Raw genomic sequence first — 14,349 nt, forward strand, 5'->3', positions numbered from 1 at the left:
TCATCAGAACATGGCCTTGCCATATTCCATATCAGACACACCGAAGTATTTGGCGATTGTCTGGCCAATATCCGCGAACGTCTCACGGTGGCCCAACGAACCGGGTTTCACTTTTGGACCGTAAACCAGTACCGGAATATGCTCACGCGTATGGTCTGTGCCTTTCCAGGTCGGATCGCAGCCATGGTCAGCGGTGAGGATCAGAATGTCGTCTTCACCGACCAATTCCATCAACTCCGGCAGACGACGGTCAAACAGTTCCAGACCGCCCGCATAGCCCGCCACATCGCGGCGATGGCCCCATGATGAGTCAAAATCAACGAAGTTAGTAAAGACAATCGTCTTATCACCCGCTTCTTTCATCTCTTTCACGGTAGCGTCGAACAGTGCATCCAGCCCGGTGGCTTTCACTTTTTTGGTGATACCGCAGTTCGCATAGATATCAGCAATTTTACCGACAGAAACCACCTGCCCCGCTTTTTCATCCACCAGTTTTTGCAATACCGTGGCTGATGGCGGTTCAACGGCCAGATCATGGCGGTTGCCGGTACGCTGGAAGTTACCCGCTTTATCACCGACAAACGGGCGCGCAATGACACGACCGATGTTGTAACCCCCTTCGGTCAGCTCTTCACGGGCGATTTCGCACAACTCATACAGCTTATCCAGACCAAACGTCTCTTCATGGCAGGCAATCTGGAATACCGAATCCGCCGAGGTGTAGAAGATCGGCTTGCCGGTTTTCATATGCTCTTCGCCAAGCTGGTCGAGGATCACCGTACCAGAGGAGTGGCAGTTGCCGAGATAACCCGGCAGATTAGCGCGCGCCACCAGTTTATCCAACAGCGCCTGCGGGAAGCTGTTTTCGGTGTCGCTGAAGTAGCCCCAGTCAAATAACACCGGTACACCGGCAATTTCCCAGTGGCCTGACGGGGTATCTTTACCCGACGAGAGTTCATGCGCCCATGCGTAAGCGCCAATAATATCGGCGTTGGCGTCCATCCCGGCAGGGATGAAACCGGCCGCACCTTCATGCGCCTTCGCCAGACCCAGACGGGTCAGATTCGGTAAGTTCAGCGGACCGTGACGACCGGTATTTGCTTCACCTTTAGCACAGGCTTCTGCAATGTGGCCGAGGGTATCGGAACCCACGTCGCCAAAGCGCTCCGCGTCTTCCGTCGCGCCGATGCCGAACGAGTCGAGCACCATAATAAATGCACGTTTCATATGTTCTCCGTACCTTGTGCTTTGTAAAAAAGCGATCAGATCAGTATATCGCTATTCGGTGATGCGGCGATAGACTGTTGGTGTCTCTTTTGGTGCGTTGTCACCTACCACAATCGCGGCTTTTACCGCTTTTGCCGCATCCTGCCAGCTGGCTTCGTCCTTCGCATGGATCACCGCAAGCGGGCGTTGGCCATCAACACTGTCCCCCAGGCGCGCCATCCCGGTAAAACCGACGCTGTAATCAATGCTGTCTGTCGCCTGACGGCGGCCACCGCCCATTGATACCACCGCCATCCCCAGCGCACGGGTATCCATGGCGGTAATAAAGCCTTCCTGATCCGCATATACCGCTTTGCTCAGCGTCGCGGTCGGCAAATAGTGGTCGTAGTTTTCGACAAAATCCGTTGGGCCTTTTTGTGCCGCCACCATACGGCCAAAAATTTCCGCCGCCTTACCGTTATCCAGCACCGTCTGCAATTTTGCCCGCGCTTCATGGTCATCTTTCGCCAGCTTGCCGGAAATCAACATCTCAACACAGAGTGCCATGGTGACGTCCAACAAGCGCGGGTTACGGTATTCGCCCGTCAGGAATTGCACGGCTTCGCGCACTTCAACGGCGTTGCCCGCGCTGGATGCCAGCACCTGGTTCATATCTGTCAGCAATGCGGTGGTTCGTACACCTGCGCCATTGGCCACGCCAACGATCGCTTCAGCCAGCTGTTCAGAAAGGGCGTAGGTCGGCATAAATGCCCCGCTGCCCACTTTCACATCCATGACCAGCGCATCCAGCCCTTCCGCCAGTTTTTTGGCGAGGATCGATGCCGTTATCAGCGGGATGGAGTCCACCGTTGCGGTAATGTCGCGGGTGGCATAAAAACGTTTGTCTGCCGGTGCCAGCGAGTTGGTCTGGCCAATAATCGCCACACCCACCTCTTTAATAATCTCGCGGAAGCGACTGTCCTGCGGGAAAATGTCAAAACCTGGGATCGCTTCCAGTTTATCGAGCGTACCGCCTGTATGGCCGAGTCCGCGCCCGGAAATCATAGGGATATAGCCACCGCAAGCCGCCACCATCGGGCCCAGCATTAACGAAGTCACATCGCCCACACCGCCAGTAGAGTGTTTATCGACTACCGGGCCGTTAAGATCGAGATGCTTCCAGTCCAGCACAGTGCCGGAATCCCGCATCGCCATGGTCAGCGAGACGCGCTCAGGCATGATCATATCGTGGAAGAAAATGGTCATTGCCAGCGCAGCTATTTGCCCTTCGGACACAGTGTTATCGCGAATTCCATTGATAAAAAAACGGATTTCTTCATCACTCAGTGCGAGACCATCGCGTTTTTTTCGAATAATTTCTTGAGCGAGAAACAAGGTAACCCCCTGAGGAAAGATACGGCCGGGCACCAGAACAGGCCCGGCGAAACATGGGTTAAGTCAGCCTGATAAGCAACACGCTATCAGACCATTATTAGTAGCTGCTCGCGCTCTTACCGTCGCCATGGCCCAGCGCTTTCAGCAGGCTCGCCAGCAGGCTGGACGCGCCAAAACGGTAGTGACGGGCATCGGCCCAGTCAGCACCTAATAATTCATCAGCAATAGCCAGGTACTGCTGTGCATCTTCCGCGCTGCGCACACCGCCTGCGGGTTTGAAGCCCACCGATTTTTCCACCCCCATATCACGGATCACTTCCAGCATGATGCGTGCGCTCTCTGGCGTCGCATTGACCGCCACTTTACCGGTCGAGGTTTTGATGAAATCCGCCCCTGCTTTGATGGCGATTTCAGACGCTTTACGGATCAGCGCCTCTTCTTTCAGTTCACCGGTTTCGATGATCACTTTCAGCAACACGCTGGCCGCAGCGCAGGCCTCTTTGCAGGCTTTTACCAGATCAAAACCTACCTGCTCGTTACCGGCAATCAGGGCGCGGTACGGGAAGACCACATCCACTTCATCGGCACCGTAAGCGATCGCCGCGCGGGTTTCCGCCAGCGCGATTTCAATGTCGTCGTTACCGTGCGGGAAGTTGGTTACCGTCGCAATACGTACATCCGGCGTACCCTGCGCGTTCAGCGTCTTACGTGCAATCGGAATAAAACGTGGATAAATACAGATTGCCGCCGTGTTGCCGACGGGCGTTTTCGCCTGATGACACAGGGCGATGACTTTCTCGTTAGTGTCATCGTCGTTCAGGGTGGTCAGGTCCATCAGTTTTAATGCACGCAGGCTGCTTGCAGTTAAATCAGTCATAATCTCTCCGACGGCTCATTGCCGATTTCTTGTTCGGGTCTGTTACTATTCTAACATTAACCCACCGTTACACTTCGACACCCATCACAGTTAATGAAAACTTAATTCACGCTTGCAAAACCATAATGAGACATTCATCAAATTTTTAGCTTCAATCTGCCGGTAATCGCCCGGGGAGCCACGCGGATCAAAAAGGGAGGCGCCCCGTCCTGCATACACTCCTCTTCCCCGTAAGGAACAAGAGGAACAATGATGTCCATATCTGTTGATCCCTTTTTGCTGTCGCACTGCCAGCAGATAGTCACCAGCCCGACGCTAACCCCGGAACAGAAGCGCCATTTTCTGGCGCTGGAGGCAGAAAACAGCCTGCCGTATCCGGCCCTGCCAGAAACCGCGCGCGCCGCGCTTGATAAGGGCGCGGTCTGCGATATGTTCGAAGGCCATGCCCCGTACAAACCACGCTATGTCCTGCCGGATTACGCCAAATTTCTCGCGAATGGCTCCGCGTGGCTGGAGCTGGAAGGTGCCAGTGACCTGGATGATGCCTTGTCGATGCTGACCATCCTCTATCACCATGTGCCTTCCGTCACTGCAATGCCGGTCTACCTCGGACAACTGGATGCGTTGCTACAACCGTATGTTAGAATTTTAACACAAGAAGAAATCGATATCCGAATAAAACGTTTCTGGCGCTATCTCGACCGCACACTGCCCGATGCGTTTATGCATGCGAACATTGGCCCGTTTGATGGCCCTGTTACGCGAGCCATATTGCGAGCCGACGCAGAGTTGAAGCAGGTTGCGCCCAATCTCACCTTTATTTACGATCCGCAAATTACGCCAGATGATCTGCTGCTCGAAGTCGCGCGTAATATCTGCTCATGCAGTAAACCCCACATCGCTAACGGCCCGATGCATGATAATATTTTCACAAAAGGCGGCTATGGCATTGTCAGTTGTTACAACTCGCTGCCCCTCGGCGGGGGCGGCAGCACACTGGTGCGGCTCAATCTGAAAATCATTGCTGAAGGCAGTGACTCGCTGGAGGATTTTTTCACGCACCAGTTACCGCATTACTGCCGCCAGCAAATGGCAGTTATCAATGCCCGCTGCGACTTCCTCTATCAAGAATCAGGTTTCTTTGAGCATAGCTTCCTGGTCCGGGAAGGTCTGATCGATGCCGATCGTTTTGTGCCCATGTTTGGCCTGTTCGGGCTGGCTGAAGCAGTAAATATTCTTTGTGATAAAGCCGGGTCCGGAGCACGCTACGGCAAAGATGAACAGGCCAATGCGATCGGCTACCGTATCAGCGAAGCCCTTGCAACATTCGTCGATAACACGCCAGTGAGCTATGGCTGGCGGCAGCGCGCCATGCTGCATGCACAGTCGGGGATCAGTTCAGATATCGGCACAACGCCGGGCGCACGTCTGCCCTATGGCGATGAGCCGGATCCGATCACACATCTCCTTACCGTGGCACCGCATCACGCCTGGTACAGTGCCGGGATCAGCGACATTTTGACCCTCGACGAAACCATCAAACGCAACCCGCAGGCGCTGGTTCAGCTCTGCCTCGGGGCCTTTAAGGCTGGTATGCGAGAGTTTACCGCCAACATCGCGGGTAACGATCTTGTGCGGGTAACCGGTTATATGGTGCGTCTTTCGGATCTGGAGAAATTCCGTGCCGCGGGATCGCGCACCAATACCACCTGGCTCGGTGAAGAGGCAGCGCGCAACACCCACATTCTTGAGCGGCAACCCCGTGTGATAAGCCATGAACAGCAAATGCGCTTTCGTCAGTAAGCTCATTCCCTTTTCGTGCGTAGACGGTCCGGGAAGCAGACTGGCGCTGTTCTTACAGGGCTGCAATATGCGCTGCAAGAACTGCCATAACCCCTGGACCATTGGGCGTTGCAATCACTGTGGTGAATGTGTGCCCACTTGCCCGAATAAGGCATTAACGCTGACGGGCAGGCAGGTTATCTGGCAGGCGCATCATTGCCAGCAGTGTGATACCTGCCTGCATGTGTGCCCGCAACAAGCCACACCAATGGCACAGCCGATGTCAGTGGCAATGGTACTGGCACAGATCCGCAAAACAGCGCCCTTTATTGAAGGCATCACCGTCAGCGGCGGTGAGGCCACGCTGCAGTTACCCTTTTTGCACGCGCTGTTTACCGCCATACACGATGATCCACAACTTCGGCATCTGAGCTGCCTGGTGGACAGCAACGGTCTGCTCAGTGAAACCGGCTGGCGTAGATTGTTACCGGTTTGCCACGGCGCGATGATCGATCTGAAAGCCTGGACAAGTGAGCTGCATCGCTATCTTACCGGGCGGGACAACCGGCAGGTAAAAGAGAGCCTGCGTCTGCTGGCGGCGGAGCATAAACTGGCGGAGCTACGTTTATTGTTGATCCCTGAGCACAGCGATTATCTGGCACATATAGATGCGCTGGCGGCGTTCATTGGTGAGCTTGGGGAGGTGCCGGTGCGTCTGAATGCGTTCCATGCCCATGGCGTGTTCGGCGAGGCCCAAAACTGGCGTAGCGCCACGTCAGAAGACATTGAACCGCTGGCGGAGGCGCTGGAAGAGCGTGGAGTTAGAACCGTACTTCGACCAGCGCTATACCTGTAATGCAAACAACTGACGTGTGTTTGCCAGCAATGCCTCAGCAATGTCTTCTGCGGGTTCCGGGCGCAGTTCACACAGCGTTGTAAAGACGCGAGCGGCTTGTTCCGGCCGGTTGGGCTGACCCTGAAAACCGTTTAACGGCATATCCGGCGCGTCCGTTTCCAGTAACAGCGCGGAAAGCGGCAGCTGCGCCATTACATCACGGGTTTTACTCGCTCGGGGGTAAGTAATCGTGCCGCCCACGCCAATGCAGTAGCCCAGCTCAACAAAACGTTGTGCTTGCTGCAGGCTGCCGGCGAAACCGTGTACCACGCCTTTGCGCGGCAAATCATGCTTTTTCAGGTGCATCGCCAGTTTGTCGTGGGTTCGACGAGAGTGAAGGATGACCGGTAAGTCATAGCGCTTCGCCAGTTTCAGCTGCGCATCCAGTAACTGTTGCTGGCGTTCAAACTGCGGATCCTCACGGTAGAGATCGAGGCCGATCTCACCAATCGCGACCACGGCATCGGCTTGTGCGGCCAGGCACTCCTGAAGAATATCCAGACTTTCTCCGTTATGTTCCTCAATCACGATGGGATGCAAACCCAGCGCGGCATAAAGCGCAGCGTGCTGGCGGGCTAAATCACAGACGCGCTCAAAATAGCGGGCCGCAATGGCCGGCACGATGATCTGCCCGACGCCCGCAGCAGCGGCACGGGCAATGCTGGCGGTTTCATCTCCGGAGAAGGGAGGGAAATCAAAATGACAATGGGTGTCGATAAAGCGAAAACTCACGCCGTATCCTCTTTATTGATTGGCAAATCGTTAGCCTGCGGCGCAATGACCAGCGGCGTATCCAGCGCATCGTTAGCCACCGGCGCAGGAGGCACAACCCGGGTTGCCAGAAGCGGCGGATGGCGTACCAGTGGCGGAGTTTGTGCCAGTAATTTACCCACTGTCGCCAGAAAATAACGCCCGCACAGTCGCCCAATTTTATAGTCATCACGCAGCGCGGGAAGACGGCTCCCCAACGCCATACTGTTCAGTATCTTAGGAGGATAGATCTCAAAAATACGCAGCTTACCCGGCGGGGTTTCGATGAATTTTTGAATGGCTAAATAACTTTTTTCATGGTGCTGCACCAGGTTAACCAGCGGTTGCAGACTGCTCTCCCCCAGCCAGCGTTCCATGCGTTTAAACCACTGCGGCGTATAATACATTTGCGACGGTACCGTGCGGATCACCACAATGGTTTTTGCCCCGCGTTTAGCCGCTTCCTGCACCGGAATGGCATCGCTGACGCCGCCGTCCAGATAGTTGATACCTTCCAGTGAGACGCCCGGTCGGTAAAAACCGGGGATCGCACTCGAAGCCCGAATTAAATCCAGCCAGGTTTGGTGCGTCGGCGCGAAATACTCTGCCGTGTAGTCATCCTGCCGGCAGGCGCACATGTAAAACGCTTTGCCGCCCTCAAAGGCGCGCGCAGCGGTGTCCATCGCCAGTGGCATTTTGCTTGCGGTTGATTCTACCAGCCAGTCAAGGTCTATCAGGTTGCCACCGCGGACAAACCGCACCGGGTCAAAAAAATCGCGCTGCGTCGTGTAACGCATAATCACTTTACGGGCATAACCGGGCTGGTTACAGACATAAGCTGACAGGTTTTGCGCGCCCGCAGAAGTTCCAAAATAGAGCTCGAAAGGGTTAAATTCTGCGCGCATAAATTCATCCAGCACCCCGGCGGTAAAAATGCCACGCTGGCCGCCACCTTCGCACACCAGCGCGAGGCGACCAGGCCGAAATGGTTTTAACGCCAGCGGCGCAATATTGCCGAGCGTTACGGGAATATACTGCCCCACGCTGCTTTCCTTTCAGAAACGTCATGCCTGACAAAGTAACGTAATTTATAGTCCGCTGAAACAGCAAAGCCAGTCACGAGGACTGGCTTTAATGTAACCGAAGTTTAAGCGTGTTATTCGCTATGGACGCCGACGACCCATAAACAGGCTCACCAGGAACAGGATAATACCGACGATGAAGACAATTTTCGCGGCGCCTGCTGCCGTGCCTGCCAGGCCACCAAAGCCCAGAGCGGCGGCAATTAACGCGATAACCAGAAATATAATGCCCCAACGAAACATAAGACTCTCCTTTACCATAGTTAATGTCGACCGCTTACGGTGAGCGCTCAGGATGCTCACCCGCGTGATTTTCCCGGTACGTGCTTGTCATATCCGGCAACAGCCGGGCAGTGACGTTTTCAGGATCTGTTACTTAACTTTGAGATCGTTTTTCACGCTCTTCACACCATCAATGGCTTTGGCGATGCTTTCAGCGCGTTCACTTTGAGCTTGTGAATCAACGGTACCCGACAACTGGACAACGCCGTCTGTGGTTTCCACTTTAACCTTACGGGAAGGGACCACATCGTCGGCCAGCAGTTTGGCTTTGATTTCACTGGTTGTGGCGGTGTCACCCGCGTAACCTTTTACTGACTGGGATTTTCCGTCACGTACATGCAGCTTGTCGCTGACGGACGCTACGCCCTCTACGCCTTTGGCGACAGAAACAGCCTGTTCAGCCTGCGCCTGGCTTTCTACAAAGCCGCTGAGCGTAACCACTTTCTTCTCGGTTTTGACGGAAATATCGGTGCTTTTAATGCTTTCATGATCCACCAGCGCCGCTTTTACCTTGGCGGTAATGGTGCTGTCATCCATGAAGCCACCGACTTTATTCATAGAACTATCGATTTTATCCCCTGCGCTGGACGCGGTGTTTTGCGCTTTGTCAGTGGTTGTCTCTGCTGCGAAAGCAGAACCACTCGCCAATACGGAACCCAACATTACAGCCAGCAGAGTTTTAGAAATCTTCAGTCTTGTCATAGTCATCGATGTCATTCCTATTGGTTTGCCCACAATTTGGGCTACAAGCAGCAACAATGGCTGCTCTACTGCGCGGTGATTGTCACCCAGTTCAGAAATCAATGGTTCCGGTCACAATACCGTCGCATCCCTTCTGATGCAGTTATTAATATCAACATGCAATGACAAAGGTGGATAAAAGACTATAAAACACGCAATGAACAGGACTTTTACCCACCCAATTTGTCATCACTTTGTTAAATATAGATCACAATCGCTAAAAAGCCTGGACAAGCGGTTAAAAAACGACCAATAAGCAGCAAAACGCGCGGTTTTAAGAACTTTCCGCAACAGGCTAATAAGACAGGAAAAGTGACGGAGCACGGCGTGTGCCGCGCTCCGGAAAGGATTAATGCTCGCGGGTTTTGTGGAAGGTGACTTCAGGGTAACGTTCCTGGGTCAGGTTCAGGTTCACCATCGTCGGAGCGATATACGTCAGGTTGTCGCCGCCGTCGAGAGCCAGCTGAATTTCGTTCTTCCGCTTAAACTCTTCGAACTTTTTCACGTCTGTGCTCTCAACCCAACGCGCGGTAGCCACGTTTACGGATTCGTACACGGCTTCAACGTTGTACTCGCTTTTCAGACGCGCAACGACCACATCAAACTGCAGCACACCAACCGCCCCCACAATCAGATCGTTATTGGAGACAGGACGGAACACCTGTACGGCCCCCTCCTCTGAGAGCTGTACCAGACCTTTTAGCAGTTGCTTCTGCTTCAGCGGGTCGCGCAGACGAATGCGGCGGAACAGTTCCGGAGCAAAGTTGGGGATGCCGGTGAACTTCATCATTTCACCCTGAGTAAAGGTGTCGCCAATCTGGATAGTGCCGTGGTTGTGCAGACCGATGATATCGCCCGGATACGCTTCTTCAACGTGCGAACGGTCACCTGCCATAAACGTCAGCGCATCAGAAATCACCACGTCTTTACCGGTACGAACCTGGCGCAGTTTCATACCTTTTTCATAGCGGCCAGACACGACGCGCATAAATGCCACGCGGTCACGGTGCTTCGGATCCATGTTCGCCTGGATCTTAAACACAAAGCCGGTGAACTTCTCATCTGCGGCGGTCACTTCACGCGTATCGGTTTTCCGCGGCATCGGCGCAGGCGCCCACTCAACCAGGCCATCCAGCATATGATCGACACCAAAGTTACCCAATGCCGTACCAAAGAAGACTGGGGTGATTTCGCCGCTCAGAAACAACTCTTTGTCGAACTCATTGGACGCCCCCTGCACCAGCTCCAGCTCATCGCGTAACTGCTGCGCCAGGTCTTCACCAACAGCCTGGTCGAGCTCAGGGTTATTCAGCCCTTTAACGATACGCACGTCCTGAATGGTGTGACCTTTACCGGTCTGATAGAGGTAAGTTTCGTCTTTATAAAGGTGGTAAACGCCTTTAAAGAGTTTGCCGCAACCAATTGGCCAGGTGATCGGCGCGCAGGCGATTTTTAACTCATTTTCCACCTCATCCAGCAGCTCCATCGGATCGCGGATGTCACGGTCGAGTTTGTTCATAAAGGTGAGGATAGGCGTGTCGCGCAGACGGGTCACTTCCATCAGTTTACGCGTCCTGTCTTCAACCCCTTTTGCGGCATCAATCACCATCAGACAGCAGTCCACCGCCGTCAGGGTACGATAGGTATCTTCCGAGAAGTCTTCGTGCCCTGGGGTGTCCAGCAGGTTAACCAGACAGGTTTTATACGGAAACTGCATAACAGAGGTGGTAATGGAGATACCACGTTGCTTTTCCATCTCCATCCAGTCGGATTTGGCGTGCTGGTTGGAGCCACGGCCTTTTACGGTACCTGCGGTCTGGATCGCCTGTCCGAACAACAACACTTTCTCGGTGATGGTGGTTTTACCGGCATCGGGGTGCGAGATGATAGCGAACGTACGGCGCTTCGCCACCTCTTGATAATAAGGAGACAACGTCATAATGAAATCTTCTGTGTAATTGCGCGACCTGAGGCCGCGCGATGAAATACGAAAAATGCGGCTATTGTACTCAACGGCTGAGTGCAGACAATCAATGTTTACACAGGAGTAGCTCCAGTTCGTTTAGAGAGGCGACGGTCCAGGTTGGGGTGATCCCCGCCGGCAACGCACGTTGGTGCGCATTTAGCCAGCAGGTCGACAGCCCGGCGTTGATGCCGCCCAGAATGTCTGATTCCGCTGTATCGCCCACCATCAATACGCGCGCGCGATCCGGGTTTCCGGCTTGCTCAAGCGCATAATTAAAGATCCTCGGGTCCGGTTTGGCGACGCCAACCTGTTCAGAAATCACCAATAAATCAAAATAGTCGCGAAGCCCCGTACGTTCCAGACGGATTTGCTGCAAGGCGGTAAACCCGTTGGTAATAATGCCCAGTTTGGCTTTGCCTTTCAGGCTGTTCAATAATGAAACTGCCCCCGGTAACGGCGCGCAGATTTCCGCCATTGCGTTGAGAAAGGCCTCGTTCAGCGCGCCGGCAGGTACATTCAGGCGCTCGGACCAGCCCTGAAAACGCCGATGCTGCAACTGCAGCGCATTGATGGCACCGTTCTGGTAATCCACCCACAAAGGTTTGTTAACAGACTGATATTCTACAAAATCCTGATCGGTGAATGTTACGCTATAGTCAAGAAACATCCGTTGTAAGCCACCGAACGCGTCGAACGTAAACAGCGTTTCGTCAGCATCAAACAGTATCCAGTCCCATTTCATTACATCACCTTTCTTCAATTAGAGGGGGAGCGCCATGATGATCGCATCCTCACGCCCAGTAGCCGTGGGGTAATAATTGCGGCGGATCGTCGCCTCGTTAAAGCCCAGGCTTTCATACAATGCAATAGCTGCTGTGTTGGAGGCGCGTACTTCGAGCCACAGTGTCAACACGTTACGCGCTTCCAGTTCGCGGATCAGGTGCTCCAGCAATTGTCGGCCTAAACCTTTGCGTTGCCAGGCTGGATCTACAGCGATATTGAATAGCGTCGCCTCATCCATTACGACCTGGGTAATGGCAAACGCCGCCATTTCATCTCCGACCATCAGTCGATAGTTGAGGTAACGTTCACCCTGGTTGCTGGCCAGTGTTTTCTCGCTCCAGGGGAACGCGTGCGCACGGGTTTCAATATGATAGGCGCGATCTAAGTCAGTCGTGCTGAGGGAAGAAATCGTGTTCATGTTCGCAGATTTGTTGCCATAACGCGGCACGCGCCGCAGGATTGCCGCGTAATTCTTCATACGAGGCCGTTGAGACTTGCGCCCCTGCCAGCGTCAGCGGGTCATTAATGCCAAGCAGCCAGCTGTTACATTGACTCTCCGGAGGCAGCATGGCAACGCGGTCCGGCGTTAACTGCAGAACCTGATCCGCCGTAACAGTCAACGCACGCAGTACGTCGCTCACCAGCGGCTCAGTAAGCGCGGGGAGCGTTGGCGCCACCATCACCAGCCGGATATGCGCAGGCAGCGAAATGGCAATCTCGCCCTGCAACACCGCCGGGCGGCGCAAAGTCCACTGGGTAATGCCCAGTTGCTGTAATTGCCAGTCGCGTCGGGAAGTCATAACAAAGCACTCCTGTATGTCAGGCGCGCAAATATAGCAAACTCGACGCCTGTTCGCCATTAAGACGCAGCCAACAAAGAGGCAGCGTGAAGGATAACGTGCTTATACACAACATCATTCGCGCTGTATCGAGACGGCAAGGATAAAAATCCCCGGGAGCTTACACCTGTAAGTGACCGGGGTCCGCAGACGCAGCCAACAAAGAGGCAGCGTGAAGGATAACGTGTATAATCGCCGCCAGAATTTAACGAGGAACTCCCCATGTCTGCTTTTACTCCGGCAAGTGAAGTCTTGCTGCGCCACAGTGACGATTTCGAACCCAGCCGCATTCTTTTTGCTGGCGACTTGCAGGATGACCTGCCTGCCCGTCTGGATACCGCTGAAAGCCGTGCCTGGACACAACAGTTTCACCAATGGCAAACCTTAAGCTCACTAATGGGTGAACAGGCACGTTACAGCCTGGTGGCGGATAGCGACACTGTCGGTGACTGCGATACGCTGGTTTACTATTGGCCGAAAAACAAGCCGGAAGCGCTGTTTCAGTTAATGAATTTGCTTTCATTGCTGCCAACAGGCAGTGATATTTTTGTCGTGGGTGAAAACCGCAGTGGGGTTCGCAGCGCTGAACAGATGCTGGCGGAATATTGCACGCTGAATAAAGTCGACAGCGCCCGCCGCTGCGGTCTGTATCATGGCCGCCTGGATAAAAACCCCGCCTTCGATCCGAACGGTTTCTGGGGCGAGTATGCATTGGGCAATCTGACCATTAAAACTTTGCCGGGTGTTTTCAGCCGCGACGGTCTGGACGTTGGCAGCCAGTTGTTGCTGTCGACGTTAACGCCACACACTAAAGGTAAAGTGCTGGATGTCGGTTGCGGTGCAGGCGTGCTGTCAGCAGTACTGGCAAGCCATTCACCAAAAGTTCGCCTGACGCTGTGTGATGTTTCCGCCCCGGCGGTCGAAGCCAGTCGCGCAACGCTAGCCGCCAATGGTTTTGAAGGCGACGTGTTTGCCAGCAACGTCTTCTCTGAAGTGAGCGGCCGCTTCGATATGATTATTTCGAACCCGCCATTCCATGATGGTTTGCAGACCAGTATGGAAGCTGCGCAGACCCTGATCCGCGGTGCCGTGCGCCACCTGAACAGCGGTGGTGAACTGCGTATCGTTGCTAACGCCTTCCTGCCCTATCCGGATGTGCTGGATCAGACCTTTGGCTTCCACGAGGTGATCGCGCAAACGGGTCGCTTTAAAGTCTACCGTACGGTCATGACGCGTCAGGCGTTGAAATAACCGCTTTACCCGGCAGGCGTAGCTTGCCGGGTGCCCCTTCTCTCGCGTAGCGAGCGCCCATTTTTACAGCAATCAACTGCAGTTGCTGTAATTAACTGTTGACGAAAAGCGTAAAACATCTAGAATGCGCCTCCGTGGTAACGATACTTCAATAGTGTCGATGGTATGCGAAGGTGGCGGAATTGGTAGACGCGCTAGCTTCAGGTGTTAGTGTCCTTACGGACGTGGGGGTTCAAGTCCCCCCCCTCGCACCATAATCCACGCAGATATCGCTCGCACTGTGCGAAGGTGGCGGAATTGGTAGACGCGCTAGCTTCAGGTGTTAGTGTTCTTACGGACGTGGGGGTTCAAGTCCCCCCCCTCGCACCAACGAGGCGATATCTAAAAAGTAAGATGACTGTGCGAAGGTGGCGGAATTGGTAGACGCGCTAGCTTCAGGTGTTAGTGTCCTTACGGACGTGGGGGTTCAAGTCCCCCCCCTCGCACCAGATATCTTATAA

Annotated in this window: 14 protein-coding genes and 3 tRNA genes; 6 read left to right on the forward strand and 11 right to left on the reverse strand. The window is 54.1% G+C overall.

All coding sequences use genetic code 11. The features are described from left to right. Nucleotides 1-3 precede the first annotated feature (3 nt). From deoB to deoC, 3 genes are all read right to left on the reverse strand, one after another. Entirely contained in the window at nt 4-1,227 is a 1,224-nt protein-coding gene (gene deoB / locus ACUY4S_RS19760; RefSeq protein ID WP_312687103.1) for a phosphopentomutase, read from the reverse strand. A gap of 51 nt (nt 1,228-1,278) precedes the next feature. Continuing rightward, nucleotides 1,279-2,601, reverse strand: coding sequence for a thymidine phosphorylase (gene deoA / locus ACUY4S_RS19765; protein ID WP_312687101.1), 1,323 nt, complete (start codon nt 2,599-2,601; stop codon nt 1,279-1,281). A 97-nt stretch (nt 2,602-2,698) separates the two neighbouring features. After that, a complete protein-coding gene (deoC, locus tag ACUY4S_RS19770; RefSeq protein WP_312687099.1) occupies nt 2,699-3,478 on the reverse strand; it encodes a deoxyribose-phosphate aldolase in 780 nt (259 codons plus the stop codon). 252 nt (nt 3,479-3,730) lie between these two features. Here deoC and ACUY4S_RS19775 point away from each other — a divergent pair, with 252 nt between their 5' ends. Together ACUY4S_RS19775 and ACUY4S_RS19780 are read left to right on the forward strand one after the other, a co-directional pair. Beyond that, complete coding sequence (locus ACUY4S_RS19775; protein ID WP_458021845.1) at nt 3,731-5,281, forward strand: YjjI family glycine radical enzyme; 1,551 nt, start codon at nt 3,731-3,733, stop codon at nt 5,279-5,281. Beyond that, nucleotides 5,253-6,116, forward strand: coding sequence for a YjjW family glycine radical enzyme activase (locus tag ACUY4S_RS19780; RefSeq protein ID WP_312687097.1), 864 nt, complete (start codon nt 5,253-5,255; stop codon nt 6,114-6,116). The genes ACUY4S_RS19775 and ACUY4S_RS19780 overlap by 29 nt, the downstream gene beginning before the upstream one ends. Here the strand turns inward: ACUY4S_RS19780 and ACUY4S_RS19785 are convergent. The 8 genes from ACUY4S_RS19785 to ACUY4S_RS19820 all read right to left on the reverse strand — a co-directional run bounded on the left by ACUY4S_RS19785 (nt 6,105) and on the right by ACUY4S_RS19820 (nt 12,559). Further along, entirely contained in the window at nt 6,105-6,887 is a 783-nt protein-coding gene (locus ACUY4S_RS19785) for a metal-dependent hydrolase (protein ID WP_312687095.1), read from the reverse strand. The genes ACUY4S_RS19780 and ACUY4S_RS19785 overlap by 12 nt on opposite strands. Further along, complete coding sequence (locus ACUY4S_RS19790; protein WP_458021784.1) at nt 6,884-7,948, reverse strand: patatin-like phospholipase family protein; 1,065 nt, start codon at nt 7,946-7,948, stop codon at nt 6,884-6,886. Before ACUY4S_RS19790 ends, ACUY4S_RS19785 begins: the two co-directional genes overlap by 4 nt. Before the next feature lie 120 nt (nt 7,949-8,068). After that, on the reverse strand, nt 8,069-8,230 hold the full coding sequence (locus tag ACUY4S_RS19795) for a DUF1328 domain-containing protein (protein ID WP_007373037.1): 162 nt from the start codon (nt 8,228-8,230) through the stop codon (nt 8,069-8,071). 129 nt (nt 8,231-8,359) lie between these two features. Further along, nucleotides 8,360-8,977 carry a molecular chaperone OsmY gene (gene osmY, locus ACUY4S_RS19800; protein WP_312687092.1) on the reverse strand — a complete coding sequence of 206 codons (618 nt, stop codon included), beginning with the start codon at nt 8,975-8,977 and terminating at the stop codon, nt 8,360-8,362. Nucleotides 8,978-9,359: 382 nt separating this feature from the next. Beyond that, nucleotides 9,360-10,949 carry a peptide chain release factor 3 gene (gene prfC, locus ACUY4S_RS19805; RefSeq protein ID WP_312687089.1) on the reverse strand — a complete coding sequence of 530 codons (1,590 nt, stop codon included), beginning with the start codon at nt 10,947-10,949 and terminating at the stop codon, nt 9,360-9,362. Nucleotides 10,950-11,040: 91 nt separating this feature from the next. After that, the gene (gene yjjG / locus ACUY4S_RS19810; RefSeq protein WP_312687087.1) at nt 11,041-11,718 is read right to left on the reverse strand and encodes a pyrimidine 5'-nucleotidase; all 678 of its coding nucleotides are present in this window, start codon (nt 11,716-11,718) and stop codon (nt 11,041-11,043) included. Nucleotides 11,719-11,736: 18 nt separating this feature from the next. Then, nucleotides 11,737-12,177, reverse strand: coding sequence for a ribosomal protein S18-alanine N-acetyltransferase (rimI, locus tag ACUY4S_RS19815; RefSeq protein WP_312687084.1), 441 nt, complete (start codon nt 12,175-12,177; stop codon nt 11,737-11,739). Next, nucleotides 12,146-12,559, reverse strand: a complete 414-nt coding sequence (locus ACUY4S_RS19820) for a DNA polymerase III subunit psi (protein ID WP_458021783.1) — start codon at nt 12,557-12,559, stop codon at nt 12,146-12,148. The genes rimI and ACUY4S_RS19820 overlap by 32 nt, the downstream gene beginning before the upstream one ends. Nucleotides 12,560-12,820: 261 nt before the next feature. On the opposite strand from ACUY4S_RS19820, the gene rsmC reads away from it, so the two are divergent. From rsmC to ACUY4S_RS19840, 4 genes are all read left to right on the forward strand, one after another. Then, entirely contained in the window at nt 12,821-13,849 is a 1,029-nt protein-coding gene (gene rsmC, locus ACUY4S_RS19825; protein ID WP_458021782.1) for a 16S rRNA (guanine(1207)-N(2))-methyltransferase RsmC, read from the forward strand. Nucleotides 13,850-14,016: 167 nt separating this feature from the next. Further along, nucleotides 14,017-14,103: transfer RNA gene (locus ACUY4S_RS19830), tRNA-Leu, on the forward strand. A gap of 28 nt (nt 14,104-14,131) precedes the next feature. Then, a tRNA-Leu gene (locus tag ACUY4S_RS19835) sits at nt 14,132-14,218 on the forward strand. A 32-nt stretch (nt 14,219-14,250) separates the two neighbouring features. Then, a tRNA-Leu gene (locus ACUY4S_RS19840) sits at nt 14,251-14,337 on the forward strand. Nucleotides 14,338-14,349: the final 12 nt, after the last annotated feature.

The sequence above is a fragment of the Kosakonia beeri genome, from assembly GCF_054165705.1.